This is a genomic window from Pseudorhodoferax sp. LjRoot39 (assembly GCF_964253035.1).
In the GTDB taxonomy this organism is placed as follows: domain Bacteria; phylum Pseudomonadota; class Gammaproteobacteria; order Burkholderiales; family Burkholderiaceae_C; genus Pseudorhodoferax.
The window spans coordinates 1,558,857-1,585,709 of sequence record NZ_CAXUQL020000001.1 but is presented as its reverse complement, the minus strand read 5'-3'; the positions used below and the strand labels follow the sequence as shown (position 1 = coordinate 1,585,709).

At 70.5% G+C, this 26,853-nt stretch carries 21 protein-coding genes; 13 read left to right on the top strand and 8 right to left on the bottom strand.

What is annotated here, in order from left to right; translation table 11 throughout:
* Positions 1-8: 8 nt before the first annotated feature.
* The 6 genes from ACSQ4M_RS07565 to ACSQ4M_RS07540 all read right to left on the bottom strand — a co-directional run bounded on the left by ACSQ4M_RS07565 (position 9) and on the right by ACSQ4M_RS07540 (position 10,801).
* Positions 9-1,331, bottom strand: coding sequence for a TolC family protein (locus tag ACSQ4M_RS07565; RefSeq protein WP_436188969.1), 1,323 nt, complete (start codon positions 1,329-1,331; stop codon positions 9-11).
* Positions 1,331-2,635: an HlyD family type I secretion periplasmic adaptor subunit gene (locus ACSQ4M_RS07560; protein WP_436188968.1), complete on the bottom strand. Its 1,305-nt coding sequence runs from the start codon at positions 2,633-2,635 to the stop codon at positions 1,331-1,333. The genes ACSQ4M_RS07565 and ACSQ4M_RS07560 overlap by 1 nt, the downstream gene beginning before the upstream one ends.
* An 8-nt stretch (positions 2,636-2,643) precedes the next feature.
* Positions 2,644-4,782 carry a type I secretion system permease/ATPase gene (locus ACSQ4M_RS07555; RefSeq protein WP_436188967.1) on the bottom strand — a complete coding sequence of 713 codons (2,139 nt, stop codon included), beginning with the start codon at positions 4,780-4,782 and terminating at the stop codon, positions 2,644-2,646.
* Positions 4,783-4,869: 87 nt separating this feature from the next.
* Positions 4,870-8,193: an SdrD B-like domain-containing protein gene (locus tag ACSQ4M_RS07550; protein WP_436188966.1), complete on the bottom strand. Its 3,324-nt coding sequence runs from the start codon at positions 8,191-8,193 to the stop codon at positions 4,870-4,872.
* Positions 8,194-8,338: 145 nt separating this feature from the next.
* Complete coding sequence (locus ACSQ4M_RS07545; RefSeq protein ID WP_436188965.1) at positions 8,339-8,992, bottom strand: PEP-CTERM sorting domain-containing protein; 654 nt, start codon at positions 8,990-8,992, stop codon at positions 8,339-8,341.
* Positions 8,993-9,406: 414 nt separating this feature from the next.
* Entirely contained in the window at positions 9,407-10,801 is a 1,395-nt protein-coding gene (locus tag ACSQ4M_RS07540; protein WP_436193977.1) for a sigma-54 interaction domain-containing protein, read from the bottom strand.
* A 307-nt stretch (positions 10,802-11,108) separates the two neighbouring features.
* Between ACSQ4M_RS07540 and ACSQ4M_RS07535 the strand changes: the two genes are divergently transcribed.
* Genes ACSQ4M_RS07535 through ACSQ4M_RS07525 form a run of 3 tightly spaced genes read left to right on the top strand, consistent with a single transcriptional unit; the run spans position 11,109 to position 15,275 of the window.
* On the top strand, positions 11,109-12,494 hold the full coding sequence (locus ACSQ4M_RS07535; protein WP_436188964.1) for a GntP family permease: 1,386 nt from the start codon (positions 11,109-11,111) through the stop codon (positions 12,492-12,494).
* Positions 12,495-12,496: 2 nt separating this feature from the next.
* Entirely contained in the window at positions 12,497-13,306 is an 810-nt protein-coding gene (locus tag ACSQ4M_RS07530; RefSeq protein WP_436188963.1) for a hypothetical protein, read from the top strand.
* A 28-nt stretch (positions 13,307-13,334) separates the two neighbouring features.
* Positions 13,335-15,275 carry an acyl CoA:acetate/3-ketoacid CoA transferase gene (locus ACSQ4M_RS07525; RefSeq protein WP_436188962.1) on the top strand — a complete coding sequence of 647 codons (1,941 nt, stop codon included), beginning with the start codon at positions 13,335-13,337 and terminating at the stop codon, positions 15,273-15,275.
* A gap of 547 nt (positions 15,276-15,822) precedes the next feature.
* Here the strand turns inward: ACSQ4M_RS07525 and ACSQ4M_RS07520 are convergent.
* Positions 15,823-16,653: an enoyl-CoA hydratase/isomerase family protein gene (locus ACSQ4M_RS07520; protein ID WP_436188961.1), complete on the bottom strand. Its 831-nt coding sequence runs from the start codon at positions 16,651-16,653 to the stop codon at positions 15,823-15,825.
* A gap of 181 nt (positions 16,654-16,834) precedes the next feature.
* On the opposite strand from ACSQ4M_RS07520, the gene ACSQ4M_RS07515 reads away from it, so the two are divergent.
* Genes ACSQ4M_RS07515 through ACSQ4M_RS07495 form a run of 5 tightly spaced genes read left to right on the top strand, consistent with a single transcriptional unit; the run spans position 16,835 to position 20,849 of the window.
* The gene (locus tag ACSQ4M_RS07515) at positions 16,835-17,500 is read left to right on the top strand and encodes a 3-oxoacid CoA-transferase subunit A (RefSeq protein ID WP_436188960.1); all 666 of its coding nucleotides are present in this window, start codon (positions 16,835-16,837) and stop codon (positions 17,498-17,500) included.
* Positions 17,501-17,520: 20 nt separating this feature from the next.
* Complete coding sequence (locus ACSQ4M_RS07510) at positions 17,521-18,162, top strand: 3-oxoacid CoA-transferase subunit B (protein ID WP_436188959.1); 642 nt, start codon at positions 17,521-17,523, stop codon at positions 18,160-18,162.
* 27 nt (positions 18,163-18,189) lie between these two features.
* The gene (locus ACSQ4M_RS07505; protein WP_436188958.1) at positions 18,190-19,170 is read left to right on the top strand and encodes a Bug family tripartite tricarboxylate transporter substrate binding protein; all 981 of its coding nucleotides are present in this window, start codon (positions 18,190-18,192) and stop codon (positions 19,168-19,170) included.
* A gap of 5 nt (positions 19,171-19,175) precedes the next feature.
* Positions 19,176-19,643, top strand: a complete 468-nt coding sequence (locus ACSQ4M_RS07500; RefSeq protein ID WP_436188957.1) for a nuclear transport factor 2 family protein — start codon at positions 19,176-19,178, stop codon at positions 19,641-19,643.
* Positions 19,644-19,676: 33 nt separating this feature from the next.
* On the top strand, positions 19,677-20,849 hold the full coding sequence (locus ACSQ4M_RS07495; protein WP_436188956.1) for a thiolase family protein: 1,173 nt from the start codon (positions 19,677-19,679) through the stop codon (positions 20,847-20,849).
* A 6-nt stretch (positions 20,850-20,855) separates the two neighbouring features.
* On the opposite strand, the gene ACSQ4M_RS07490 is transcribed toward ACSQ4M_RS07495, so the two are convergent.
* On the bottom strand, positions 20,856-21,764 hold the full coding sequence (locus tag ACSQ4M_RS07490; RefSeq protein ID WP_436188955.1) for a LysR substrate-binding domain-containing protein: 909 nt from the start codon (positions 21,762-21,764) through the stop codon (positions 20,856-20,858).
* A 216-nt stretch (positions 21,765-21,980) separates the two neighbouring features.
* Between ACSQ4M_RS07490 and ACSQ4M_RS07485 the strand changes: the two genes are divergently transcribed.
* Genes ACSQ4M_RS07485 through ACSQ4M_RS07465 form a run of 5 tightly spaced genes read left to right on the top strand, consistent with a single transcriptional unit; the run spans position 21,981 to position 26,846 of the window.
* On the top strand, positions 21,981-23,189 hold the full coding sequence (locus ACSQ4M_RS07485) for an acetyl-CoA C-acetyltransferase (RefSeq protein ID WP_436188954.1): 1,209 nt from the start codon (positions 21,981-21,983) through the stop codon (positions 23,187-23,189).
* Positions 23,190-23,221: 32 nt separating this feature from the next.
* On the top strand, positions 23,222-23,971 hold the full coding sequence (locus tag ACSQ4M_RS07480) for an SDR family oxidoreductase (RefSeq protein WP_436193976.1): 750 nt from the start codon (positions 23,222-23,224) through the stop codon (positions 23,969-23,971).
* Positions 23,972-23,985: 14 nt separating this feature from the next.
* Positions 23,986-24,789, top strand: coding sequence for an enoyl-CoA hydratase/isomerase family protein (locus ACSQ4M_RS07475; RefSeq protein WP_436188953.1), 804 nt, complete (start codon positions 23,986-23,988; stop codon positions 24,787-24,789).
* 34 nt (positions 24,790-24,823) lie between these two features.
* Positions 24,824-25,972 (top strand): acyl-CoA dehydrogenase family protein, encoded by a 1,149-nt coding sequence (locus ACSQ4M_RS07470; protein WP_436188952.1) that lies wholly within the window; start codon positions 24,824-24,826, stop codon positions 25,970-25,972.
* A 10-nt stretch (positions 25,973-25,982) separates the two neighbouring features.
* Entirely contained in the window at positions 25,983-26,846 is an 864-nt protein-coding gene (locus ACSQ4M_RS07465) for an alpha/beta fold hydrolase (protein WP_436188951.1), read from the top strand.
* Positions 26,847-26,853 lie beyond the last annotated feature (7 nt).

Below are 26,853 nucleotides of genomic sequence, written 5' to 3'. Positions count from 1 at the left end.
CCCATGCCTCAGCGTGGGCCGCCGTCCAGCACACCGAACCACTCGGCCAGGTCGCCCGCCAACCGGCGCAGCCGCAGATGGGCCTCGGCCTGCTGCCAGGCGTTGTCGATGTCGCGCTGCTGCACGCCGAAGCGCCGGTCGTACTGGTCGATCAGCTGCATCAGGCTGCGCCGCCCGGCGTCGAACTGCAGTTCGCTGGCGCGCACCACCTGCTCCCAGCGCTCGCGCTGCTGTGCCAGCTGCGGCGCGGCGCTGGCGGTCTGGCGCGCCTGCTCGCGCGCGGCACCGGCGTCGGTCTGCACCTCGTCGCGCACGCGCTGCAGCTCGGCCTCGGCCAGCGCGGCGCGGGCGCGCAGTTCGTCCTGGCGCGCACGTGGCGCACCGCCCAGCGGCACCTCCCAGGTCACGCCGACGGACCAGCCATGGCGCTGCGAGGTCGTGGGCTGCGGATCGGTGCGGTCGTACAGGCTGCGGCGCAGGTCCAGGTCCAGCCGCGGCAGGTACTCGGGTGCGATGCTGGCGATGCGTCGGCGCGTGCCGGCCACGCGCGCCGCGGCGGCCAGCCATTGCCCGTTCTGGCGCTCGGCCTGGTCGGCCCATGCGTGCGGGTCCAGGCCGGCATCCACGGGTGGCGGGGGCGCCTCGGCCAGCTGCAGCGCAGCACCCTGCGGCAGCCCCAGCAGCACGGCCAGCCGGGACCGGGCCGCCTGCTGCTCGGCCTCGATGCCCTGCAGCGCCAGCCGCGCGTCGATGCGCGAGGCCTCGGCGAGCTGGGCGTCGGCATCCGAGGTCTTGCCCAGCGCGGCCTGGCTGGCCACGCGCGCGGCCAGCCGCTCGACCTCGCCCAGGCGCTGGCGGGCCAGCTGGGCCAGGTGCTGCTGGCGCAGCAGCGTGAAGTAGGCGACGGCGATGCGCTCGCAGGCTTCGTCCAGCGCCTGCAGCAGATCGGCCTCGGCGGCGATCGCATCGAACTCCTGGGCCGCGATCTGGCGCTGGTCGTCCAGGCCGTTGAACAGGTTCCAGCGCAGGAAGGCTTCGCCACGCCGCGTGGTGCGCTCCAGCACGAAGGGCGGGTCGCGGTCGGAGCTGCGGCCATGGGTCAGGCGCAGGCCGGCGCTGGGCCACAGCCGGCCACTGGCCTGGCGCTGCTGCGCCAGCACGGCCTGCGCATTGGCGCGGGCGCCGGCGACCCGCGCATCGCGCGCCAGCGCCTGGTCCAGCGCCCGGGGCAGCGTCCACGCCGCAGCCTCCTGCACCGCCTCCTGCGCCATGACGCTGCCGGCCAGCCAGGCCAGGCACAGCGTCGCCGCCACCAGAACGCGCCTGGCCATCAGCGCTCCTGCAGGGCGGTGCCCAGGGTCTTGAACACCGGCTTGAGCAGGTACTGCAGCACGGTGCGCTGGCCCGTCAGGATGCTGGCCTCCACCGACATGCCGGGTTGCAGCGCCAGCCGCTTGCCGTCGTGCTCCAGGTGGCCGTTGGCGGCCATGAGCTCGACCTCGAAGTAGGGCTGCTTGTCGTTGTCCAGCAGCACATCGGCCCCCACGCGCTGGACGGTGGCGTCCAGCGTGCCGTAGATCGACGCGTCGAAGGCCGCCACGCGGACCCGGGCCTGCTGCTGCGCGTGCAGGAAGCCGATGTCCGCCGGACCGATCCGGGCGCTGATGCGCAGCGCATCGTCCTGCGGCACGATCTCCAGGATGGGCGCGCCGGCACCGGCCACGCCGCCCTGGGTGGCGATCAGCACGCGGTTGACCACGCCGTCCATGGGCGAGAGCAGCTCGCGCCGCTGGAGCCGGTCCTCGCGCCCCTGGACCTGTGGCGACAGGGTGCCGAGCTTGCCCTCGATCTCGGTGCGCTGCACGCCCCACTGCGCGCGTGCGCGCGCCGTCAGCTCGGCGCCCTGGGCCTGTGCCTCGGCCAGTGCGGCCTGCAGCCGCGGCAGCGATTCGCGCAGCGCCGACAGCTCGCCCTTGAGCGCCAACCAGCGCTGCTGCGCCGCCAGGAAGTCGGCACGCGCGCCGGCGCCGGCCTCCAGCAGCCGCTCTTCGATCTGCAGCGATTCGCGCGCCGAGGCCTCGGACGCCTGCAGGCTGGCGATGCGGCCATGCACCTCCTGCAGCTCGGCCGCGCGTGCGCGCACGGCTTGCGCGCTGGTGGCCTGGCCGGCCAGGTGCTCGCGCCAGGCCTCCTGCCACAGGCGCTGCTCCTCGCGCACCAGCGGCGCCGCCTCGGGCTCCAGGCCGGAGAAATCGGGCGCGCGGCCGGACAGCAGCGCGTCGACGCGGATGCGCGCGGCCTGCAGCGCCCGGCGCGTCTGCAGGCTTTCGCCAAGGTCGGCGGCGTACTGGGCGCGGTCCAGCTGGGCCAGGGGCTGGCCGCGCACCACGCTGTCACCGGCCTTGACCAACAGGCGGTGCACGATGCCGCCTTCCAGGCTGGCCACTTCCTGCACGCGGCTGGGTGCGACGACGCTGCCGCGGGCATTGACAGCCACGTCGATGCGGGCCAGCGCCATCCAGGCCAGCGCAGCGAGACAAAACAGGGCCAGGGCGGCCACCAGCACCAGGGCCAGGCGGCGCGGCGTGGTGTCCAGATCGGCGGGGCCGGCGGGGGCTTGGGGATCGTTTGCCATGGTAGACCTCAGCCGGCGGCCTGCTGCTGGGCCGGGACGCTCCCGGTGCTCTGCGCGAGCGCGCGCAGGACCTGGTCGCGCGGACCGTCGGCCACGACGCGGCCGCGGTCCATCACGACCAGGCGGTCGACCAGCGGCAGCATGGCCATGCGGTGGGTGACGAGCAGCAGCGTGGTGTCCGGCAGCGCGCGCAGCTGGCCGATCAGGCGCTGCTCGGTGGCAGGGTCCATCATGGAGCTGGGCTCGTCGAGCAGCAGCAGCCGCGGCCGCGACAGCAGCGCCCGTGCGATGGCCACGGCCTGGCGCTGGCCGCCGGACAGCAGGTCGCCGCGTTCGCCGACCTGCGTGGCCACGCCGGCGGGCAGCTGCGCCAGCGTCTCGTCCAGGCAGGCACTGCGGATGGCGGCCAGCAGCGCGGCATCGCCCCCTTCGGTGCGGCCCAGCTCGATGTTCTCGCGCACCGTGCCATGGAACAGAGTGACGTCCTGCGGCACGTAGCCGATCTGACGCCGCAGGCTCAGCGCATCGAGCTGGGTGGTGACGAGCTCGTCCACCAGCACGCTGCCGCTGGAGGGCTGGTGCAGGTTCAACACCAGCTTGAGCAGCGTGCTCTTGCCAGAGCCCAGCTTGCCGATGAAGCCGACCCGCTCGCCGGGCCGGATGCGCAGGCTGAGCCGGTCCAGCAGCGGCGGGCGCTGCGGGTAGGCGAAATGCACCTCGCGCAGTTCCAGCGCGCCGCGCAGCGGCGGCGCGTGCAGCGTGGCGCCAGCATCGTCGGTGGCGGCGGCCATGATCTGGTCGGTGGCCAGCAGCGACAAACGGGTCTGCTGCCAGCGCACCATCAGGCTGGCGATCTGCGCCACCGGGGTCATGGCCCGGCCCGACAGCATGGTCACGCCGATGAGCTGGCCCAACGTGAGGGCCTGCTCGCCGATCAGCACGGCACCGGCGGTGACCAGCAGCACGCTGGACAGGCCCATGGCCGAGGTCGAGAACGAGGTGCCCAGGTTGACGAGTTCGCGCGTCTTCAGGCTGCTGTGGGCGATGGCAACCGTCAGCTGCTCCCACTTGCGCCGGCTCCAGGCCTCCGCGCCCAGGGCCTTGACGGTGTCCAGCCCGTTCATGGTCTCGAACAGATGGGCCGTGCGTTGCGCGCCCTCGCGCGTGGAGGACGCGACCTGGCGCGCCAGCGGCTTTTGCAGCAGCCAGGCGCTGGCCAGCATCAACACGATCACGGCCAGCGGCACCAGCACCAGCCAGCCGCCGATCAGCACGATCAGGCCCAGGAACAGCAGCAGGAACGGCAGGTCGCCAAGCACCGCCAGCGTGCCGGCGGCGAAGAAGTCGCGCACCGATTCGAAGTCGCGCACCAGGTTGGCCAGCACGCCGCCGGAGGCCGGCCGCGTGGCCGCGCGCAGGCGCAGGCACTGCGCGAAGATGGCCGAGGACAGGGCCAGGTCCATGCGCCGGGCGGCCGATTCCAGCAGGCCGCTGCGCAACAGCTTCATGGCCAGCTCGAAGCCGATCAGCAGCACGGCCGCCAGCGTGAGCACCCACAGGCTGCCGAGCGCGTTGTTGGGCACGACGCGGTCGTAGACGGCCATCGAGAAGAACGGGATCAGCGCGCCGAACAGATTCAACGCCAGCGTGCCGAGCAGGGCCCAGCCGAAGATCCAGCGGTTGCGGCCGAACACGTCCCAGAACCAGCGCCGGGCGGACGGCAGGGTGTAGAGCAGGCTGCGCTGGTCGAAGAACAGCGCGGGGCGCACGGCGTGCCAGCGCGCCCCCGGGCATTCGGCCTGCAGCTGGTCCAGGTTCAGCCAGTGGCTTCCCTGCACGCCGGGCACATGGCATTCGAAGCGCTCGCCCTCGCGCTGCAGGGCCACCAGCACGCGGCCGTTGTCGCCGCGCACCAGCGCCGGCAGCATGGTGGCGCGCACCTCGCCCGCGGGCAAGGGCGAGCAGGCCAGGCCGGCGCGCGCGGCGCACACGGCCAGCAGGTCGTCGACGCCACCGCTGCCGCGCGCGGCCTCCTGCAAGCTGCTGCGTTCGATGGCGGTGCCGAAGTAGCGCGCCAGGAAGGCGATGCCGTCCAACAGCGGCGCCTCGGCTGGCGGCACCGCCTGGATCATGGTGGGAGAGGTCATGGCATGGGCGCGCGCCGACGGTGGCGGCGGCACAGAAAGGAAAAGCCGCCGCCCGGGGCACGGTCCCGGGCGGCGGCAGGCCTGGCTTCAGCAGCTCACGGAGAGCGTGGCCTCGGCGTGCTTCATGGCTTCGGCGATGGCCCGCTGGGCCTCGGCGGCAGCGGCGGCCATGTCGAGGCCGAGGTCCTCGGCGGACAGGCCGGCCTGCCCGCTGAGCGTGGCCGGGCCGAAGGCCTGCTGCAGCAGCGCGTCGTCCACGCCCAGCAGTTCACCCATGGTCGGCAGTTGCACGCCGGCGGCCAGTGCGTCGGAGGCATCGACGTTGAAGTAGACGTCGGTCATGTCCACCACGCTGCCATCGGCCAGGCTGGCGCTGCTGCGTTCCAGGTGCAGGTTTCCCTGCGCATCCAGGAAGGGCTGCTCCACATAGTCCACGGTCAGCGCGGCGACGCCGGCCTCGGCCAGCGTGCGCAGCTCGCCGGCGTCGGTCTGGCGGTTGCCATCGGCATCCACCCAGACGCGCAGCTCGCCAAAGGCGGCGTCGCGGCTGTCGACCAGGCCGTCGCCATTGCTGTCGAAGCTGGCCAGCTTGGCGAAGCCCGCGCCCTTGGCGTTGCCGCCGAACAGCTCGCCGATGTCGTCGATGCGGCCGTTGCCGTTGCTGTCCACGGCCAGGAAGCCGTCGCCACCGGAGATCCAGCCCGAATGCACCGGGCTGCCGTTGCCAAACAGATCGAAGCTGGCGTCCGAGGCCTGGCGTGCCACGGTCTGGATGCCGTTGCCGTCCAGGTCCAGCACGATGGGCGTGATGCCGAAGTCGCGCGTCAGATCGACCTGCCCCTGCGCCAGGTAGAAGCTGTCGGTGCGGCCCTTGAGCGCCCCGGAGGTGTAGACATCCGAGTCGCGCGTGTCGTCGGTGCCGACATCCTTGGTCACCCAAGCCTGCAGGGCGACGCTCTCGTACCTGCCGTAGTAGGCGTCGTAGGCCACCGCGTTGGTGTTGTCGAAGGTCAGGTAGTAGTTGCCGGCGTTGACGCCGGTGAACAGGTACTTGCCGTCCGTGCCCGTGTAGGTGGTCTGCAGGAGGGCCCCCGAGGTGGCGTCATGCAGCTCCACCTTGGTGTTGGCCACCAGGTAGCGGAGCGAGGTTTCGTTGGTGTCCTGCAGGTTGTTGTGGTAGCTGGCGCCGGAGCCGTAGTCGAACCAGACGAAATCGCCGATTGCGCCGGTGCCCCGCGCGAGGCCCGCGTCCACCGTCAGGTCGCTTTGACCGATGCCCAGCGTGACCGTGTGCGAGACGCCGCTGGCGTTCACGTCGGAGTCGGTGGCGTCGTTGGTCCCGACGTTGGCCGTGGTGAAGTCGTAGCCAGACACCGCACCGAAGCTCACACGGTACTGGCCCGCAGCCAGGTTGCTGAACAGGTAGTTGCCCGAGCTGTTCGTGGTCGTCGTGCGGCTGACATCGTCGGCCGTGCCGAACACGCCATCGGCGCCTGCGCCGGCCAGCGTGACGGTCGCGCCGGAAACACCGGTCTCACCCGTGTCCTGCACGCCGTCGCGGTCGGTGTCGTACCACAGGCGGTCGCCCAGCTGCGCGGTGTTGGTCTCGCGCTGCACGACACCCGCATCCACCGTCAGGTTGGACTGGCCGATGGCCAGCGTGACCGTGTGCGAGACGCCGCTGGCGTTCGCGTCGGAGTCGGTGGCGTCGTTCGTCCCGACGTTGGCCGTCGTGAAGTCGTAGCCCGTCACGGCGCCGAAGGTCACGCGGTACTGGCCCGCAGCCAGGTTGCTGAACAGGTAGTTGCCCGAGCTGTTCGTCGTCGTCGTGCGGCTGATGTCGTCGGCCGTGCCGAACACGCCGTCGGTGCCTGCGCCGGCCAGCGTGACGGTGACGCCCGCCACACCGGTCTCGCCCGTGTCCTGCACGCCGTCGCGGTCCGTGTCGTACCACAGCCGGTCGCCCAGCTTGGCGGTGTTGGTGTCGCGCTGCACGACACCGGCATCCACCGTCAAATCGGACTGCCCGCTGGCCAGCGTGACCGTGTGCGACACGCCGCTGGTGTTCACGTCGGAATCGGTCGCGTCGTTGCCACCGGCATTGGCCATGGTGAAGTCGTAGCCCGTCACGGCGCCGAAGGTCACGCGGTACTGGCCCGCGGCCAGGTTGCTGAATAGGTAGTTGCCCGAGCTGTTCGTGGTCGTCGTGCGGCTGACGTCGTCGGCCGTGCCGAACACGCCGTCGGTGCCTGCGCCGGCCAGCGTGACGGTGATGCCCGCCACGCCGGCTTCGCCCGTGTCCTGCACACCGTCGCGGTCGGTGTCGTACCACAGCCGGTCACCCAGCTTGGCGGTGTTGGTGTCGCGCAGCACCAGGCCGGCATCCACGGTCAGGTCGTGCTCGCCGATGCCCAGTTGCACCACGCCCGTCGCGCCGCTGGCGTTGGCATCGGAGTCGGCAGCGTCGTTGCTGCCGCGGTCCGCCGCGGTGAAGTTGTAGGCGGTGCCCGCATTGAAGGTCACGCGGTACTGGCCCGATGCCAGGCCGTCGAACAGATAGTTGCCCTGGGCATTCGTCGTGGTGGCACGGAACACGTCGTCGTTCGTGCCGAACGCGCCGTCGGCGCCAGCGCCCGTCAGCACCACGCTGACGCCGGCCACGCCGGCCTCGCCTGTGTCCTGGACGCCGTTGCCATTGGCATCGAGCCAGACGCGGTCGCCCAGGCTGCCCAGCTCCGGCGTGAAACTGATGTGGTTGGGGGTGACGTCGAGGTCCTGGCCGTTGCAATTGGCGGTGCCACCATCGTCGCGCACCTGGAAGTCGAAGCCGACCGGCCCCGCGCCCGCGGCCGGCGGCCGGTACACCAGCGCGCCGGCCCGGATGTCCTGCACCAAGACCTCGGCACCGGCCGCCAAGGCCACGCCATTGAGCAGCAGTTGGCCGGATGTCGGCAAAGTGGTCAGCACGACCGACTTGAAATTGTCACCCTCCACCGGGTCGTGGAAGCCGAAATCGGACTCCTTGAGCACGTAGCCCGCATCGTCGGTCAGCGCGATGGCAAGGTCCGTGCCTTCCGGCGCATCGTTGACCGGCAGGACCGTGATGTTGACGCGCACCGTGAAGGTCTGCACCCCCACCTCGACCACGAGGTTCAGGCTGCTCAGGCTGCCGTACCAGTCCGCCTCGTTGCTGGCGGTGATGGTCATGCCGCTGCCATCGGCGGTGAGCCGCACCAGGGATGTCGGCGCCGACGAAATCGTTCCGTCCGGATTGGTCACCAGCGCCTGCGTCACCGTCACCGGTGCCGTCGGCGTGTACCCAGCCGCGATCAGCAGGTCCACCAGGTTGAAGGTCTTGTCCGTGTCCTCACAGACCTCGACGCTGGTGATCAGGTTATTGGGGGCTCCCATCAAACGCTCCTCTCCCGCCCGCAACGCGGCGCAGGACGATGTTCAAACACTGTGGATTTCAAACGATGTGGCGCGGGGGGCAGCGACCGCCCCCCCACGCAGGCTCAGCAGCGCACGGCCTCGCCGTGCGTGCGCACCGGCGGGATCAGCCCCGGTCCATGACCTTGCGGCGGCGCGACACCCATCCCAGGGCGAGCAGGCCGACGCCGCCCAGCACCAGGGCGCTCGGCTCGGGCACCTCGCTGGCGTCCGCGGGCACAGCCTGCAGCAGATCCTGGTTGTCTTCAGAGATCCACGAGATCAGCTTGTACCGGTCCTGCTGGTAGGGATCGGTGCCATTGGCCACCTCGTCCAGCATCATCAGGGCCGCAGCACCTGCGCCCGAGAGCCCGGTGACGAAGCTGCTCGCATCGGCCTGGCCGAGCAGATCCCACAGGGCCAGCTGGAAGCCCACGGCATTGACGGCGCTGGTCAGGGATTGGCTGTAGAAGCGGTCGTACAGCTCCTGCACGTCGGCATTGGCGGCGAAGCTGACACGGCTGTAGTTCTGCTCGCCGACCTGGTCGAGCGACTCCATCATCTGCAGGCAGTAGGCAACGAAGCTGTCGTACGGTGCACCGACCGCCGGCACGGTGGTGTTGGTGACGCTCCACTGCGCCACCTCGCCTTGGTAGCCGGAGCCTTGCGCCAACGTCGTGTAACCGTTGTTGACGTCGACTTTCAGGACATCGGCCTGGGCGGCGCCTGCCATTCCCGCCAGAGCCAGGGCGGCGAGCAGCATTCTTGGACGAAATTTCATGGGTTCCTCTTACTTTGTTGTATTGGTCATGGAGCACCAGGCAGCAGATGCCACGGCTCTCGATCAACGGTCTCAGCGCTGCCTCCCCCGATGGCCTCAGCGCCGACAGAATGTGCACTCTCGGTACACAATTTTCTTGGCCAATGAGAGAAGAACGAGTTTGTCATTTTTTGTGCTCTATTTACTTGTTTTGCATTCATGGGCTCTATCGATATTTTGTTTCAATTTGCATACGTATCCCATCGTCATTGCCTTGGGTCCCGTTCCTCATCGCTTTCAGCGCTCACGGCAACGGGGGGCCGCGGACGGCCATTCCGTGGCACCGGTCATTCCTGAGGACGGGTGTGGGCAGTGCGGACGATGGGAATGGCAGCGCGGGGCAGTGGCCCGGCCGCTGGGCGCGTGGCGCCCCGCTCAGCCCATGCTGTGCGCGGACAGCTTCTGGTACAGCGCCGCGCGCGAAATGCCGAGCGCGCGCGCGGCGGCCACCTTGCTGCCGCCATGGGCCTTGAGCGCGGCGGAAATCGCCAGGCGTTCCGCCGTGAGGAGGGCATCGGCAAGCGGTTGCACCGCGGCGTCGGTCGGCGGTTCAGCCGGTGGTGTTGCCGGCGGCGCCATGGCACCAGGCTTTTGCGGGGGCAGCGCCGCAGCGACATGCGCCGCGTCCAGGTGCGGGGTATCGCTTTGCAGCAGCGCGCGCTCCAGGGTGTTGCGCAGCTCGCGCACGTTGCCGGGCCAATCGTGCTGCTTGAGCAGCGCGAGGCCTTCGGCATCGATGTCGACAGCCTGCCCCATGCGCGCCCCGATGTCTTCCAGCAGATGCTCCACCAGCAGGGGCAGGTCGTCCAGCCGCTCGCGCAGCGGCGGCAAGCGCAGCGCGAGCACGGCCAGCCGGTAGTACAGGTCGGCGCGGAAGCGCCCCTCTGCCACGCGTTGGCCCAGATCGAAGCTGCTGGCCGCAATCACCCGCACATCCAGCCGCAGCAGGCGGTTGGCGCCCAGCGGCTCGATCTCCTGCTCCTGCAGCACGCGCAACAGCTTGGGCTGCAGGGCCATGGGCATGTCGCCCACCTCGTCCAGGAACAGCGTGCCACCGTCGGCCAGCTTGAACTTGCCGTCGCGGCCGCGACGGTCCGCCCCGGTGTAGGCGCCGGGGGCGACGCCGAACAGCTCGGCCTCCAGCAGCGCTTCGGGGATGGCGGCGGCGTTGATGCTGACGAAGGGCCGCGCCGCACGCGGGGACACATGGTGGATGGCATGGGCCAGCAACTCCTTGCCGGTGCCGGTCTCGCCGCACAGCAGCACGGTGGCGTCCAGCTGCGCCGCGCGCCGCGCCTGGCGCTTGACCTCGTTCGCCGGTGCCGACATGCCGAGGAATGCGGCCAGGCTGTAGCGCGCACGGCGGTTGTCGGCCAGCTCTCGCTCGGCCGCCTGCAGCTGCGCCTGCAACTGTTGCAGCTTGGCCATGACGGGCTTGAGCCCGTCGACCCGCTCGTACAGCACGAAGCCGATGGCGCCCACCAGGTGGCCCTGCTCGTCGCGCAGCGGCAGCCGCGTGACCACCACGTGCTCCGCGCCGAGCGGCATGATGTCCACCACGATGGGCTTTCCGCTGCGCGCGACTTCACGCAACGCGCTGTGGGGAATGATCTCCTCGATCGGCCGGCCCAGCGCGGCCCGGGCATCGTCCAGGCCGACCTTGCGCGCGTACTTGTCGTTGATCCACGCCACGCGCGCCTCCATGTCGACGGCGACGGCGCCCTCGCACAGGTCTTCCAGGCGGTCGAACAGCGAGCGGATGGCCAGCATGCGGATGCTGGCGGCGCTGTGACCCAGGACGCCGTCGGGCCAGGCTTCGGTGTGCGCCGCTGCGGTCATGGCGTCCCCTCGGGCATTCTCTTTTTGACTGTGTTGTCGTGCGGCGCGGCCACCCGACCGCCGCCTTGTGTGTCCAGGCGACTGTACACCGGGGCCAGGGGCTGTCCATGCGGGTGGACAGTGGGCACGCCAGTCGCTCAGTTTTCGCACCAAAACTCAAGGGTTAACCCTTGGTTTTGCACTGGCACGGTATTCGCAGAAGAGGCAGGAACCGCTCACTCTTTCGGAGACAACTCCCATGCTCGGCATCGTTGGCATCTTCGCGTCCTTGGCGCTGCTCATCTTCCTGGCCCACCGCGGCTGGAACGTCATCTTCATCTCGCCCATCTGCGCCGCCGTGGCGGTGGCCTTCAACCTCGGCGACCTGCCCTTCTTCGCCAGCTACACGCAGATCTTCATGCCCGCGCTGGGCAGCTACTTCGCCACCTACTTCCCGCTGTTCCTGCTCGGCGCGGTGTTCGGCAAGCTCATGGACGAGTCAGGCGCGGCGCGCGCCATCGCCCACCAGATCGTGCGCTGGGTCGGTGGCGAGCGTGCCATCCTGGCCGTGGTGCTGGCCTGTGCGCTGCTGACCTACGGCGGCGTGTCGCTGTTCGTGGTGGCCTTCTCGGTCTACCCGATCGCGGCCTCGCTGTTCCGCGAGGCGCAGATCCCCAAGCGGCTGATCCCGGCCGCCATCGGCCTCGGAAGCTTCACCTTCACCATGGTGGCGCTGCCGGGCACGCCGGCGATCCAGAACGCGATCCCGATCCCGTTCTTCAAGACCACCATCTACGCCGCGCCCGGCATGGGCCTGGTGGCCGCGGTGTTCATGTTCGCCACCGGCATGCTGTGGCTGTCGCGGCGCACCGCCGCCGCGCGCAAGGCCGGCGAAGGCTATGGCGAGCACAAGGAGGAATTCGCCGCGGTGGACAACTCCAACCTGCCTTCGTTCTTCCTCGCGCTGCTGCCCATCCTGCTGGTGATCGGCCTGAACTTCCTGCTGTCCAAGTACGTGATTCCGGCCTTCGACCACAGCGAGCTGGCCACGGCCAAATTCAAGAACATCGACCTCAAGAAGGTGCTGGCCATCTGGGCCATCATCGGCGCCATGCTGGCCGCCATCGTGGTGCTGGCAGTGACCAACCGCAAGCGCATCGCCGACCTGCAGGGCGCCATCAACAAGGGAACGCTGGGCTCGCTGCTGCCCATGGCCAACACCGCCTCGGAGGTGGGCTATGGCGCCGTGATCGCCGCGCTGGCGGCCTTCGCCGTGGTGCGCGAAGGGCTCAAGGCCGTGGCCTCCGACCCGGTGATCTCGCTGTGGCTGGTGGTCACCGTGCTGGCCGGCATGACGGGCTCGGCCTCGGGCGGCATGAGCCTGGCGCTGGGCGCCATGGGCGAGTACTACGTGAACGCGGCGCAGGCCGCGGGCATCAACCCGGAGATCATGCACCGCATCGCCGCGATGGGCTCGGCGGCCATGGACATCCTGCCGCACAACGGCGCGGTGATCACGCTGCTGGCCATCTGCGGGCTGACACACCGCCAGTCCTACTTCGACCTGTTCGTGGTGGGCAGCCTCACGGCCTTCGCCGCCAGCATCCTGGTGCTGGGCCTGTACCTCACGGTGGGGGTGTTCTGACCATGGCGCACCTGTTTCGCCTGCTGTGCCTCGGCGCGGCGCTGCTGGCCGGCGGCGCCCGCGCCCAGGCCCTGTCCGAGCTGCGGCTGCTGGCGGCCGAGCTGCCGCCCTACACCTACCAGGTGCCCTCGGCCTCGGTATCGGCCTACCCCGGGCCGGGGCGCGGGGTGCTGCACGCGCTGGTGCAGGCGCTGGCCGGGCGCGTCGGGCATTCGGGCCGCATCGAGTACCTGCCCTGGTTCCGCGCGCAGGAGATCGCGCGCCAGGGGCCGCGCGTGGGCATCCTGGCGCTCACGCGCTCGCCCGAGCGCGAGCCGCACTACCGCTGGATGGTGGAACTCATGACCGACGACCTGGTGCTGGTCGGCTCGCCGGGCGTGGACGTGTCGGACCTGGGGCGGGTCAAGGACCGGCCGGTCGGCGTGCTGGAGTTCTCGGGCGCCGAGGCGCTGGTGCGTTCGCTGGGCTTCGCCAAGGTCTCGCCGCAGCGCGAGGAATGGATGAACGCCAAGCGCATGAAGGACCGGCGCATCGACGCCTGGGTCGCGCCGCGCGCCATGGTCGTGCACGCCGTGCGCGAGGTGCGCGGCAACCTGGACGTGCTGCAGTTCGGCCAGGTGATCCGGCCCTCGCGGCTGTACCTGGCGACCTCGCCCGACTTCCCGCAGGCCGAGGCGGAACAATGGCAGGCGGCCTGGGCCGCGATGCAGGCCGACGGCACGGCCGCGCGCATCGTGCGCGCGCAGCTGCAGGCCGAGGTGGACCCGGTCGAGGACCACAAGCGCCGCATCCGCGAAGAGCCGTTCAACTGAAGCGCGCCGCGCCACGAGGAGACACACCATGCATGACCCGGTACAGGGCACCGCCCCCGCGCAGCGGACCAAGATCGTCACGGCCGCACAGGCCGTGCGCCTGATCCGCGACGGCGACACCGTCGCCACCGGCGGCTTCGTCGGCATCGGCTTCGCCGAGGAGATCGCCATCGCGCTCGAGGAGCTGTTCCTCGCCTCGGAGGACGAGCATCCCCAGGCCCACGGCAAGCCGCGCAACCTCACGCTGGTCTACGCGGCCGGACAGGGCGACGGCAAGCACAAGGGCCTGAACCACCTGGCCCACGAAGGCCTGGTCAAGCGCGTGGTCGGCGGGCACTGGGGCCTGGTGCCGGGTCTGCAGCAGCTGGCCGTGTCCAACCGCATCGAAGCCTACAACCTGCCGCAGGGCGTGATCTCGCACCTGTTCCGCGACATCGCAGGCGGCAAGCCGGGGCACCTGTCCAGCGTGGGCCTCGGAACCTTCGTCGACCCGCGCCATGGCGGCGGCAAGCTCAACGAACGCACCACCCAGGACATCGTGCGCTTGATGCCGATCGACGGACGCGACTACCTGTTCTACCAGGCCTTCCCCATCGACGTGGGCATCATCCGCGGCACCACCGCCGACCCGGACGGCAACATCACGATGGAGAAGGAGGCGCTGACACTGGAGGCGCTGGCCATCGCCATGGCCGTGCGCAACTCCGGCGGCACCGTGATCGTGCAGGTGGAGCGGCTGGCCGAGCGCCATGCGCTGCCGGCGCGCCAGGTGAAGATCCCCGGCGTGCTGGTGGATTGCGTGGTGGTGGCGCGGCCCGAGAACCACTGGCAGACCTTCGCCGAGCCCTACAGCCCGGCCTTCAGCGGCGAGCTGCGCATGCCCCTGGCGGGCACCGCACCCATGGCCATGGGCCCGCGCAAGACCATCGCCCGGCGCGCCGCCATGGAACTGCAGGCCAACAGCGTGGTGAACCTGGGCATCGGCATGCCCGAGGGCATCGCCGAGGTCGCGCACGAAGAGAAGGTGATCGACCTGCTCACGCTGACGGCCGAGCCCGGCGTGATCGGCGGCATGCCGGCCGGCGGGCTCAACTTCGGCGCGGCGGTCAACACCCAGGCCATCATCGACCAACCCTACCAGTTCGACTTCTACGACGGTGGCGGGCTGGACATCGCCTTCCTGGGCCTGGCCCAGGCCGACCGCGAGGGCAACCTCAACGTCAGCCGCTTCGGCCCCAAGCTGGCCGGGGCGGGCGGCTTCATCAACATCAGCCAGAACGCCAAGCAGGTGGTGTTCGTGGGCAGCTTCATGGCCGGCGGCACGAAGAAGTTCGTGCACCAGGTGGAGCACCGCACCTTCAGCGGCCGCATCGCCGTGGAGCGCGGCCAGCGCGTGCTGTACGTGACGGAGCGCTGCGTGTTCCGGCTCTGCGCGGACGGCCTGGAGCTGGTGGAGATCGCCCCGGGCGTGGACCTGCAGCGCGACATCCTGGACTGCATGGACTTCGCGCCCGTCATGCACGCGCCGCCTGCGCCCATGGATGCGCGCATCTTCGCGCAGGCGGCCATGGGCCTGCGCGAGGACATGCTGGGCCTGCCGCTGGAGCAGCGCTTCGCCTACGACGCGGACAAGAACCTGCTGTTCGTGAACTTCGAGGGCCACACCGTGCGCAGCCTGGCCGATGTCCAGGCCATCCGCGAACAGGTGGTGCGCCGCGTGGCGCCGCTGGGCCGGCGCGTGGACGTGGTCGTCAACTACGACCACTCCGCGATCCTGCCCGATGTGCTGGACGCCTATTCGGAGATGGTGCGAGGCCTCGTGGACCAGCACTACGCGAGCGTGGCGCGCTACACCACCAGCGGCTTTCTGCGCATGAAGCTGGGCGATGCGCTCAAGCGGCGGGGGGTGGCGCCGCACATCGTCGAAAGCGCGGTGCAGGCGCGGACGGTGGTGGCGGGGCAGGGTTGACAGGGGCGGCGCACGCGGTCGGCAACCCGCGCACGTACGGACTGCAGGATGTCGCGGTGGAACGCGGTGTTGCGCTCGCCGAACGTGCGCGATTCCGCCTTGGGGGGGTGCGGTTGCCGAACACGGTCAGCTCGCACGTGAAGACGTGCGAGCAGGCCGACCGGCTGCTGCTGGAGATGGTCCAGGGCCAGGCGTAGTGCCCAAGCCGATGTAGGCGCTGCCCCAGTTGGCGCCGACGATGCTCTGAGCGCATCCGCGTGCTTCGGGCCAGGCAAGCGTGGGTGCTTTGCCGTGGCTGACCAAGCTGAAGTGGCCGGTGCCGGACTTCAGCACGGTCTCGGCAAGCTGCGTCGCTTGCAGTTCCCGCGAGGCGCCCACACCCGGCCACGGGGGTGCACGCGCACGGAGATCGAGCCCGTGCAAGCCCGCCAGCGAACCAGCTCCATCTGGTGCCGACGCGCAACCCCGGCATCGTCCTTCGCCCGCGCTTCACAGCAGAACGCCGCGGCGACTTTGGCCCCAGTCCGAAGCGCCGTCGCGCAACGCGCTACCTGCCGAGAAACCGCGGAGCACGCTTCTCGTTGAAGGCCCGCACACCCTCGATCCGGTCCTCGGTGCCGATCAGGTGGTTGTAGGCCTCGATCTCGAAGCGATAGGCCGTGCGCAACTCCATCTGCATGCCGTAGCGCACCGACTTCTTGATCTGCCGCGTGGCCAGCGGCGCATTGCCGGCGATGCGGCTGGCGGTACGCAGCGCGGCATCGGCCAGCGCCTCGGGCGCGCAGACCTGGTTCAGCAGGCCCCACTGCAGCGCCTGGGCTGCGTCGAAGGGCTCGCCGGACAGCAGGATCTCGCGCGCGCGCCGCTCGCCCACCGCGCGCGGCAGGTTCTGCGTGCCGCCCCCGCCAGGCATGATCCCCAACGTGACCTCGGGCAGGCCGAAGCGCGCGGTGCTGCTGGCGTACAGGAAGTCGCAGCCCAGCGCCATCTCCAGGCCGCCGCCGAAGGCATGGCCGTTGACGGCGGCCAGCACGGGCTGCGGCAGATCCGCGAGCGTCCAGAACATGCGCTCGAACAGCTCGTGCTGCTGCACCCATTGCGCGCGCGTCATGCCATTGCGCTCCTTGAGGTCGCCGCCGGCGCAGAAGATCTTGCCGCCCTCGCCCGTGAACAGCACGCAGCGCGCGGCCAGCGGCTCGGCCGTGAGCCGGGTCCACAGGTCCAGCAGGTCGTGGCCCATCTGCGTGTTGAGCGCATTGGCCGCCTCGGGCCGGTTCAGCACCACGCGCAGCACGTGCGGCGCAGCGTGCTCGCAGCGCACGGTGGCGTAGGGGGGCAATGCGCGCACGAAGGCGGCGGTCGGATCCTGGTCTTGCATGCGGTACTCCATGGACGGGTGGCGCGCAGCATGCCAGAGCGCCGACCGTGCGTCGCCCCCTGGTCGCTGCAGGCGCTTGAAACCGACGAAAGAGGGTGTTCGAGGATTCGAAATTGTGCGTGCGCGGGCGAGAGACAACACTCGCGCCCCAGAACCCACCAGGCTTGGCAGCGACACACACATGATCAACAAATTCTGGAGCAGCGCCGACGCGGCGCTGGCCGACATCGGGGACGGCGCCGTCGTCGGCATCGGCGGATTCGGCGGCGCGGGCGTGCCGCAGGACCTCGTCGACGCGCTGATCCGCAAGGCACCGCGCGAGCTGGTCATCGTCACCAACAACGCGGGCTCCGGCACCACCGGCATCGCCGCGCTGCTGCAGGCCGGCCTGGTGCGCCGCATCGTCTGCTCCTACCCGCGCATGCCGGGCTCCGTGGTGTTCGAGAACCTGTACCGCGCCGGCCGCATCGAGCTCGAGGTGGCGCCGCAGGGCAGCATGGCCGAGCGGCTGCGTGCCGCCGGTGCCGGCATCGCGGGCTTCTTCACGCGCACGGCCTACGGCACGCTGCTGGCCGAGGGCAAGGAGACGCGCGAGTTCGATGGCCAGCACTACGTGCTGGAGCGCCCGATCGCGCTGGACTACGCGCTGATCCAGGCCGAGGCCGGCGACCGCTGGGGCAACCTCGTCTACCGCAAGACGGCCCGCAACTTCGGTCCCGTGATGGCCACGGCGGCACGCTGCGCCATCGTCTCGGTGGCACGCGAGGCCGCGCTCGGCGCGCTCGACCCCGAAGCGGTCGTCACGCCGGGCATCTACGTCAAGCGCATGGTGCTGCGCCCGCACTGATCCACCCGGCAGTCACATCCATGGACAAGGACCAAAAGCAGGCGCTCGCGCGCCGCGTCGCCCGCGACATCGCGCCGGGCCAGTACGTCAACCTCGGCGTCGGCCTGCCGACCACGGTGGCCGACCACATCGGCGCCGACCGCGAAGTCTTCCTGCAAAGCGAGAACGGCGTCATCGGACGCTGGATCCGCGCCGCCGAGGGCCAGGAGGACTGGGATCTCGTCAACGCGGGCAAGGAGCCGATCGCGCTGCTGGACGGCGGCGCCTTCTTCGACCACGCAGCCTCGTTCGCGATGATGCGCGGCGGCCATTTGGACATCTGCGTGCTCGGCGCCTTCCAGGTCTCCGAGCGCGGCGACCTGGCCAACTGGCACACCGGCGATCCGCGCGCCATTCCCGCCGTCGGCGGCGCGATGGATCTGGCCGTCGGCGCCAGGCAGGTGTTCATCATGATGGCGCACCGCGACCGCCACGGCGCGCCCAAGATCCTGCCGCGCTGCACCTACCCGCTCACGGGCCTGGCCTGCGTCTCGCGTATCTACACCGAGCTTGCCGTCATCGACGTGCGGCCCGACGGCCTGCATGTGGTCGACCTGTCCGAGGGCGTCGAGCGCGCACAGCTGATCGCGGCCACGGCAGCGCCGCTGGTCTTTGACCTCTAGCTTTCCCCCAACCGAAGAAGGAGACACATGAACACCCTGCTCAAGATCGCGGCCGGCGCAGCGCTGGCCCTGAACCTGCTCGCCGCCGGCGCGGCCGACGCCTTCCCGAACCGGCCCGTCACGATCATCGTGCCCTACTCGGCGGGCGGGCCGATCGACGCTCTGATGCGCGGCGTGGCCGACCAGTTGCGCCAGGTGTGGAAACAGACGGTCATCATCGACAACAAGCCCGGCGCCAACGAGATCATCGGCGCGGTCGCGCTGGCCAAGGGCGCGCCCGATGGCTACACGCTGCTGGCCTCCACCGAGGCCACCATCCTGCTCAATCCGCTGCTGTACAAGAAGCTGCCCTACGACCCGGCAAAGCAGTTCACCAACGTCTCGCTGCTCGCACGCTCGCCGCTGGTGTTCACGGTGCCGGCCTCCTCTCCCGTCAACAGCATCGAGGAGTTCGTGGCGTTGGCCCGCAGCCGCCAGGCCGATCCCATGCGCTATGGCTCCACCGGCATCGGCGGCCCCACGCACCTGCCCTTCGAATCGCTGGTGCACGACAACAAGATCGCGCTGACCCATGTGCCCTACAAGGGCGGCATGCCCGTGATGCAGGCCCTTCTGGCCGGCGAGGTCGACGCCGGCACCATCGGCAGTTCGATGATCGAGCAGCATGTGAAGGCCGGCAAGCTCAAGGCACTGGCGGTCTCGGCCGACAAGCGGCTCGCCTCGCTGCCCGGCGTGCCGACCTTCGCGGAGACCGGCGTGCGCGACATCAACGCGACCTACATCCTGGGCCTCATGGCGCCGGCCGGCACGCCCGATGCCGTCAAGGCGAAGATCGCGCGCGACATCCGCGAGGTGCTGCTGTCGCCGGAGTTCCAGAAGAAGAACCTGGAGCCGTTCGGCTTCCAGGCCGTGGGCTCCGACCCGGCCGGCTTCGACGACTACCTGCGCCAGGAGGTGCCCGTGCAGAAGCGCCGCGTCGAGATCTCCGGCGTGCGCCTGGAGCTGTGAACGCCATGGCCGCACCCACCGAACTTGCCGAGCGCCTGGAGCGTGTGGAGTCGCTGCTGCAGATCGCCGACCTGCGCGCGCGCTACTGCCATCTGCTGGACGAAGCGCGCTGGGACGCGTTCGCCGAGCTGTTCACCGAAGACGGCATCTTCGAGGGCGTGGACAAGGCCCAGGGCCGCGCCGGCATCCACCGCTTCTTCAGCCAGGATGTGCCACGCCTGGCCGAGCGCTTCTGGCACTTCTGCAGCAACGGCACCTGCACGCTGGACGGCGACCGGGCCAGCGGCCGCATCTCGATGGAGTACCTGTCAGTGACGGGCGGCGTGTCCTACGTCTCCGCCGGCCACTACGACGACGAATTCCAGCGTGTGGACGGGCAATGGAAGTTCCGCGCGCGCCGCATCACGTTCTACTTCTACAGCCCGCTGCACCAGGGCTTCACCGGCATGCCGCCTGCGCTGCCGCGTTCCTGATCCCTTCTCTCTTTCTCTTCAACTGGAGTTCCCATGCGCAAGGTCGTGGTGGCCGGCGTCGGCATGACGCCGTTCGGCAAGTTTCTCGAACGCAACCTCAAGTCACTTTCGGAGCAGGCCGTGGCGGCCGCGCTCGCCGATGCGGGGGCCGGCCCGCAGGACGTGCAGTGCATCTACTTCGGCAATGCCGCGGCCGGCGTGGTCGACGGCCAGGAGATGATCCGCGCCCAGGCCTCGCTGCGCCACACCGGCCTGGCGGGCAAACCCATGTTCAACGTCGAGAACGCCTGTGCCTCCAGCAGCACGGCGCTGCATCTGGCCTGGCTGGCCGTGGCCTCGGGCCAGCACGAGACCGCGCTGGTCGTCGGCACCGAGAAGCTCTCGCACGAGGACAAGGCCGTGTCGTTCGGTGCGTTCACGCGCGCGGTGGACCAGGACGAACCGTTGCCTGCCGACGTGACGCGCGGCAGCGGCTCCATCTTCATGGACCTGTACGCTGCCAAGACCCGCAAGTGGATGGCACAGACCGGCGCAGAGCCGGCCGACTTCGCGCGCGTGTGCGTCAAGAGCCGCCGCGCTGGCGCACTGAACCCGCTGGCCCAGTTCCGCAAGGAGACCTCGGTCGAGGAGGTGCTGGCCAGCCGCATGGTCAGCGACCCGCTCACGCTGTTCATGTGCTCGTCCATCGGCGATGGCTCTGCCGCGCTGTTCCTGTGTTCGGAAGACCACGCGCGCCGGCTCGGCGTGCGGCCGGTGTACCTGCGCGCCAGCGCCATCGTCTCGGCCACCGGCGAGCCCGGCGCGGAGCTCGTGGCCGTCCGCGCGGCGCGCGCCGCCTACGAGCAGTCCGGCATCGGCCCGGCCGACATCCATGTGGCCGAGGTGCACGACGCGTCGGCACCGGCCGAGCTGATCCACTACGAGAACCTTGGCCTGTGCGCACCGGGCGAAGCGCCCGCGCTGATCCGCTCGGGTGCGACCGACCTGGGTGGCCGCATCTCGGTCAACCCCAGCGGCGGCCTCATGAGCCGCGGCCACCCGCTGGGCGCCACGGGCGCCGCACAGATCGTCGAACTCACGCAGCAGCTGCGCGGCCAGGCCGGCCCGCGGCAGCGGCCGGGGGCCCAGGTGGCGCTGGCGGAGAACAACGGCGGCAACATGGCGGGCGACTCGGCCGTTGCCGTGGTCACCATCCTCAGCACCTGAGCGCACTCAGCCGCCCGTTGGCGGCGGGCGCAGGTGCGCGAGGAGCTCGTCGACGAAGTCCAGGCAGTAGCGCGGCAAGGCCTCGAAGTCGGCCGCGACGATCTGGAACTCGCGCCGGCCCCACAGGTCCAGCAGCTCGCACACCGCCACGCGGCCGTGCAACTGCAAGCGCTCGACCACGGGCGCGGGCACGATCGCGATGCCGGCGCCGGACTCCACCATGCTGCAGATCGCGTCGTAGCTGGCCACCTGCACGCGCAGCGTCATCGGCAGGTGCAGGGCAGCGGCCTGCTGGGCGAAGAAGTCGTGCACCGAGTTGCCCTCGGGCAGCGACACAAACTCGTAACGCAGCAGCTCCTTGAAATGCACCTGCCCCGCATCGGCGACCGCGTGCGCGCGCGGTGCGATGACCACCAGGCGGCTGGAGATCAGCGGCAAGGCCTGCAGCCGGTCCGTGGGCACCAGCCCCGAGATGATGCCGATGTCGGCCTGGCCGTCGCGCACGCAGCGCACGATGTCCTCGCTCATGCGCTCGCGCAGGTCCAGCTGCACGTCGGCGTGGCGCTTGAGGTACCCGGCCAGCATGCCGGGCAGGAACTCGGTGATGGCGGTCGCGTTCGCGAACACGCGCGCCTGGCCCTTGATGCCCGCGCCGAGTTCCTGCAGGTCCGCGGTCAGCAGGTCCAGCTGCGCGAGCACGCCGCGCGCATGGCGCAGGTAGACCTTGCCGGCCTCGGTCAGCGTGGCGCCCTGGGCCGAGCGCACCACGAGCTTGAGGTTGAGCCCGTCTTCCAGGTTCTTGAGCCGGTGGCTCGCCGCGGGCACGGACAGGTAGGCCTTCTCGGCTGCGCGCGTGAGGCTGCCGGTCTCGGCGATGCGCACGAGAAGCCGGAAATCGGTGATGTCGAAATGCATGGCCATCGGATGCCACTGTCTCCCTTCATGGGTGCCGGCGGGGCCGGTGCGCGACTATAGGTCGGCCCACAGCGGTCCTGGACTGCGGCTGCTTCGCTTCACTGCAAGCCTCGCTTGCAGAACTCGAAATTCCCAAGCGCAGGGTGGATTTCCACAATCGCGGCCATCCCATCGAACACGGAGACTCCGCTGCCCCTCCGGGCAGGCCACGCCGCCATGAACCCGCACGACGCCTACCTCGTTTCCCCACTGCGCACACCCATCGGCAAGTTCGGCGGCGCGCTCGCTGCACTGACCGCGGACCACCTGGCCGCGCACCTGATGCAGGCCGTCGTGCAGCACGCCGGCATCCGCCCCGAAGCCATCGACGACGTCATCGTCGCGCAGTCCTACAGCTCCAGCGAAGCCCCGTGCATGGGCCGCTACGCCGCACTGCTGGCCGGACTGCCGCTGCAGACGCCAGGCACGACGGTGGACCGGCGCTGCGGCTCGGGCCTGCAGGCCCTGGTCACGGCCGCGATGCAGGTCCAGACCCAGGTCGCGGACGCGGTGCTGGTCACCGGCGTCGAGAGCATGAGCAACATCGAGTACTACGCCACCGGCGTGCGCTGGGGTGGCCGGCTCGGCGACATGGTGCTGCACGACCGGCTGGACCGTGGCCGTGCCCGCTCGCAGCCGCCCGAGCGCTTCGGCCCGGCCAGCGGCGTCGCCGAGCTCGTGGAACCCATGGCGGCCGCGTACGGCGTCACGCGCGAACAGGCCGACGCCTGGGCCGTGGGCAGCCACCGCAAGGCCCAGGCGGCCTGGGACAGCGGCCGCTTCGCCGAAGAGGTGGTGGCCGTGCCGGTCAAGGACCGCAAGGGCCGCAGCACGCTGGTGGAGCGCGACGAGGGCATCCGCGCCGACGCCAGCGTGGACGAGCTCGCGCGGCTGCGCCCGCTGCTGCCGGGCGGCACCATCACGGCCGGCAACGCGAGCCAGCAGAGCGACGCCGCGGCCGGTTGCCTGGTCGTCTCGGGCCGCTTCGCGCAGCAGCACGGCCTGCAGCCCATCGCGCGCCTGGCTGGCTGGGCCGCCGCAGGCTGCGACCCGCTGCGCTTCGGCATCGGGCCGGTTCCCGCCGTCGCGCGGCTGTTTGCCCGCTCGGGCCTGCAGATGTCCGACATCGGCCTGATCGACGTCAACGAAGCCTTTGCCGCGCAGGTGCTGTGCGTGCTGCGCGAATGGGGCCTCGCGGACGACCCGCGCATCAACGTCAACGGCTCGGGCGTCTCGCTCGGCCATCCCATCGGTGCGACCGGGCTGCGCATGACCACGTCGCTGGTGCACGAGATGCGGCGCCGCGAGACGCGCTACGGCCTGGCCACCATGTGCATCGGCGGCGGCCAGGGCATGGCCGCGGTGTTCGAGCGCTGCGGCCCCTGAATGTCCCCGTCACCCCTTCCTCCAGGAGAAGCATCTTGAGTTCACCACGCGTCGCCATCGTCACGGGCGCGGCCCGCGGCATCGGCTTCGGGCTCGCCCAGGCCCTGCTGCAGCAGGGCTACCGCGTCGCCCTGTTCGACATCGGCGAAGAGGCGCTCGCCCAGGCGCGCACCCAACTGGCACCGCTCGGCGAGGTGCTCGGCGCCCGCGTCGACGTGACCGACGCGGCCAGCATCGATGCCGGCGTGGCCGAGGTCGTGGCGCGCTGGGGCGCGGTCGACGTGCTCGTCAACAACGCCGGCCTGGCGCGCGACAAGCGCTTCGTGCGCATGACCGAGGAGGACTGGGACTTCGTCGTCGACACCAACCTCAAGTCGCAGTTCCTGTGCGCCAAGCGCGTCGTGCCGGGCATGGTGGAACGCGGCCATGGCCGCATCGTCAACATCTCCTCGCGCGCCTGGCTGGGCGGCTTCGGCCAGGCCAACTACTCGGCGGCCAAGGGCGGCGTGGTGAGCCTCACGCGTTCGCTGGCCATCGAACTGGCCGCCGACGGCATCACCGTGAACGCGGTCGCGCCCGGCATCGTGGAGACGCCCTTGCTGCAGGGCTACTCCGAGGAGGTCCGGGCCAAGCTGCAGCGCAGCGTGCCGGTCGGACGCATCGGCCTGCCGCAGGACGTGGCGCAAGCCGTGCTGCTGTTCGCCGACACCAGGTCTTCCTACATCACGGGCCAGACGCTCTACGTCTGCGGCGGCCGCTCGCTGTCCAGCCCCAGCGTCTGAAGGAGGAACGCAGCATGCCCATCCTCCTGCAGCGCGACCAGCACGTCGCCACGCTGACGCTGGACGCGCCGGAGTCGCTCAACGCACTGACCATCGCCGACCTGCTCGACCTGCGCGAGGCCCTGCGCAGCCTGCAGGACGACGACCAGGTCCGCGCCATCGTGCTGACCGGCGCCGGCCAACGCGCCTTCTGCACGGGAGCCAACCTCAAGGCCACGCCACCGCCGACGCAGAACTTCGCCTACGGCCAGCTCAAGAGCCGGCGCGCCGAATCCGACATCGGCGGCTACACGCGTCTCATCGATCTCAGCGACCTGGAGATCTGGAAGCCCCTCATCGCCGCCATCAACGGCCATTGCCTGGGCGGCGGGCTGGAACTGGCGCTGCAATGCGACCTGCGCATCGCGAGCGAGAACGCCAGCTTCGGGCTGCCCGAAGTCACGGTGGCCAGCGTGCCGGCCGTCGGTGGCGTACAGCACCTGCTGCGCGCCATTCCCGCCGCCCACGCCATGAAGATGGCGCTGACCGGTGCCCGCATCGGCGCCGAGGAGGCACTGCGCATCGGCCTGGTGAGCGACCTGCTGGCCGCGGAGGAGCTGCACAAGGCCGCGCTGACGCTGGCCGAGCGCATCGCGGCCAACGGCCCGCTGGCGGTGCAGACCGTCAAGCGCCTGGCGCTGGAGACGGCGCACCTGGCGCCGCGGGAGTTCATCGCGCAGTCCAACCTGCACTGGGGCCTGCTGCGCAACTCCAAGGACCGCATCGAAGGGCGCAGCGCCTTCGGCGACAAGCGCTCGCCGCGCTACACCGGCGAATGACGCCCTCTCCCATCGCCTTCACCCCGAGACCCCCATGCATTTCCAACTGACCGAAGACCAGCGCGCCATCGTCGATGCCACGCGCCGCCTGGCCCAGAACGCCATCGAACCGCGCCTGCGCGCCCACGCCCCGGACCAGCCCCTGCCCAAGGCCGCCATGCTGGACCTGTACGGCCAGCTGGCCGGCATCGGCATCACCGCGCCGCGGCTGCCGGCCGCGGCTGGCGGCGGCGGGCTCAGCATGCTGGACTACGGCCTCGTCAGCGAGCAGCTGCCGCCGGTGCTGGCGCTGTCGCTGCTCTCGCACGAAGGCACCATCGTGCGCATCCACGCGGGCTGCGCGCCCGCGCTGCTGGAGCGCTACCTGCCCGACCTGGTGGCCGGGCGCAAGATCTGCTGCACGGCCAACACCGAGGCGCAGTCCGGCTCGGACTCGCGCGCCGTGCGCACGCGCATCGAGATCGAAGGCGACTGGGCCTACATCACGGGCCGCAAGATGTGGATCACCAATGCCTCCATCGCCGACGTGATCAACGTCTCCTGCGTCAGCGGCACCGACGCCAGCGGCCGACCGGTGGTCAGCCGCGTGCTGGTGGACACGGCCGAGTCGCCGGTCGAGGTACGCGAGACCCGCATCACGGGCCTGCAGCAGGGCCATCTGTCCGAACTGGTGTTCGAGCGCACGCGCGTGCCGGCGCGCAACATCCTGGCCGGCGGCGACGCCGCCAAGCAGCTGACCGTGGGCTGGAACGGCAACCGCCCGCTGATCGGCCTCATGACGCTGCACCTGGCGCAGAAGGCCTTCGACATGTCGCGCGACCATGCCAAGGACCGCCAGCAGTTCGGCCGCCCGCTCGCGGCCATGCAGCTGGTGCAGCAGGACCTGGCAGACATCGAGACGGCCATCGTCAGCGCGCGCCTGCTGTGCTACTACGCGCTCTGCGCCATCGACGAGGGCGTCCGTCCCAACGGCATCTCGGCCATGGCCAAGCGCTATGCCACGCAGGCGGCCGAGCGCGCCATCCACCTGGCCATGCAGATCCATGGCGCCATGGGCATCAGCGACGAGCTGGGCCTGGAGCGCATGTGGCGCGACGTGCGCGCCTTCCAGGTGCCGGACGGCACGAACGGCATCCTGGCGCTGATCCAGGGCCGCGAGATCACCGGCACCGCCGCGTTCTGAGGAGGCGGCCATGGACGGATGGACCGAGATCCGCGGCGCCGGCCTGCGCTGGCGCCTGCGCCCGGGCAAAGGCCCCACGCTGGTGCTGATCCACGAGATGGGCGGCAGCCTGGAAAGCTGGGAGCGCACGCTGGCCGCGCTGCCTCCGCAGCTGCGTGTGCTGCGCTACGACACGCGCGGCGCCGGCCTGTCGGAAAAACTGGTCGGCCCCTGCACGCTGGACACGCATGCCGACGACCTGGCGGGCCTGCTGCAGGCGCTGGACATCCAGGGCCCGGTGGCGCTGGCCGGCATCGCCGTCGGTGCCGCCATCGCGGTCCGCTTCGCCACGCGCCATGCAGGGCGGGCCAGCCATGTGCTGGCCCTGGCGCCGGCGGCCGGGGTGGCCGAGCCGGCCCGTGCGGCGACCCGGGCACTAGCGGACCGCATCGTGGCCGAGGGCGTGCGCAGCGCGGCCGAAGGCCTGCTGCTGCGCGCCGTGCCCGAAGCGCTGCGCACCGCACAGGCCGGCTGGCCCGACTACCGGCTGCGCTGGCTGGCAGGCGATGGCCGCAGCCTGGGGCAGATCCTGCACATGCTCGCATCGTTCACGCTCGATGCCGAGCTCGCAGGCCTGCCGACGCACACCGGGCTGGTCGGCGGCAGCCTGGATGCATTGCGCCCACCGGCCGAGATCGCGCGGCTGAGCGCCTTGGCGCCCCGGGCCCAGTCGCTCGTCGTGCCCACGGGCCACATGATGGCCACGCACAGCCCCTTGCTGCTGGCCGCCCTGATCGGCGGCTTCGTCGCCCACGACACGCCGCTGGAACGGCTGGCCGCCGAGTTCCTGGCGCATGGTGCGCACTGGTCCGACGACCGCGCGCACGCGCTCTGAGATTGCC

Coding starts and splice junctions, on each gene's coding strand:
- ACSQ4M_RS07535 (WP_436188964.1), top strand. CDS start 11,109: ATGCTCGGCATCGTTGGCATCTTCGCGTCCTTGGCGCTGCTCATCTTC.
- ACSQ4M_RS07490 (WP_436188955.1), bottom strand. CDS start 21,764: ATGCATTTCGACATCACCGATTTCCGGCTTCTCGTGCGCATCGCCGAG.
- ACSQ4M_RS07515 (WP_436188960.1), top strand. CDS start 16,835: ATGATCAACAAATTCTGGAGCAGCGCCGACGCGGCGCTGGCCGACATC.
- ACSQ4M_RS07475 (WP_436188953.1), top strand. CDS start 23,986: ATGCCCATCCTCCTGCAGCGCGACCAGCACGTCGCCACGCTGACGCTG.
- ACSQ4M_RS07565 (WP_436188969.1), bottom strand. CDS start 1,331: ATGGCCAGGCGCGTTCTGGTGGCGGCGACGCTGTGCCTGGCCTGGCTG.
- ACSQ4M_RS07505 (WP_436188958.1), top strand. CDS start 18,190: ATGAACACCCTGCTCAAGATCGCGGCCGGCGCAGCGCTGGCCCTGAAC.
- ACSQ4M_RS07470 (WP_436188952.1), top strand. CDS start 24,824: ATGCATTTCCAACTGACCGAAGACCAGCGCGCCATCGTCGATGCCACG.
- ACSQ4M_RS07510 (WP_436188959.1), top strand. CDS start 17,521: ATGGACAAGGACCAAAAGCAGGCGCTCGCGCGCCGCGTCGCCCGCGAC.
- ACSQ4M_RS07500 (WP_436188957.1), top strand. CDS start 19,176: ATGGCCGCACCCACCGAACTTGCCGAGCGCCTGGAGCGTGTGGAGTCG.
- ACSQ4M_RS07560 (WP_436188968.1), bottom strand. CDS start 2,635: ATGGCAAACGATCCCCAAGCCCCCGCCGGCCCCGCCGATCTGGACACC.
- ACSQ4M_RS07545 (WP_436188965.1), bottom strand. CDS start 8,992: ATGAAATTTCGTCCAAGAATGCTGCTCGCCGCCCTGGCTCTGGCGGGA.
- ACSQ4M_RS07550 (WP_436188966.1), bottom strand. CDS start 8,193: ATGGGAGCCCCCAATAACCTGATCACCAGCGTCGAGGTCTGTGAGGAC.
- ACSQ4M_RS07530 (WP_436188963.1), top strand. CDS start 12,497: ATGGCGCACCTGTTTCGCCTGCTGTGCCTCGGCGCGGCGCTGCTGGCC.
- ACSQ4M_RS07520 (WP_436188961.1), bottom strand. CDS start 16,653: ATGCAAGACCAGGATCCGACCGCCGCCTTCGTGCGCGCATTGCCCCCC.
- ACSQ4M_RS07555 (WP_436188967.1), bottom strand. CDS start 4,782: ATGACCTCTCCCACCATGATCCAGGCGGTGCCGCCAGCCGAGGCGCCG.
- ACSQ4M_RS07495 (WP_436188956.1), top strand. CDS start 19,677: ATGCGCAAGGTCGTGGTGGCCGGCGTCGGCATGACGCCGTTCGGCAAG.
- ACSQ4M_RS07540 (WP_436193977.1), bottom strand. CDS start 10,801: ATGCTGGCCATCCGCTCGCTGTTCGACCGCCTGGAAGACCTGTGCGAG.
- ACSQ4M_RS07525 (WP_436188962.1), top strand. CDS start 13,335: ATGCATGACCCGGTACAGGGCACCGCCCCCGCGCAGCGGACCAAGATC.
- ACSQ4M_RS07485 (WP_436188954.1), top strand. CDS start 21,981: ATGAACCCGCACGACGCCTACCTCGTTTCCCCACTGCGCACACCCATC.
- ACSQ4M_RS07465 (WP_436188951.1), top strand. CDS start 25,983: ATGGACGGATGGACCGAGATCCGCGGCGCCGGCCTGCGCTGGCGCCTG.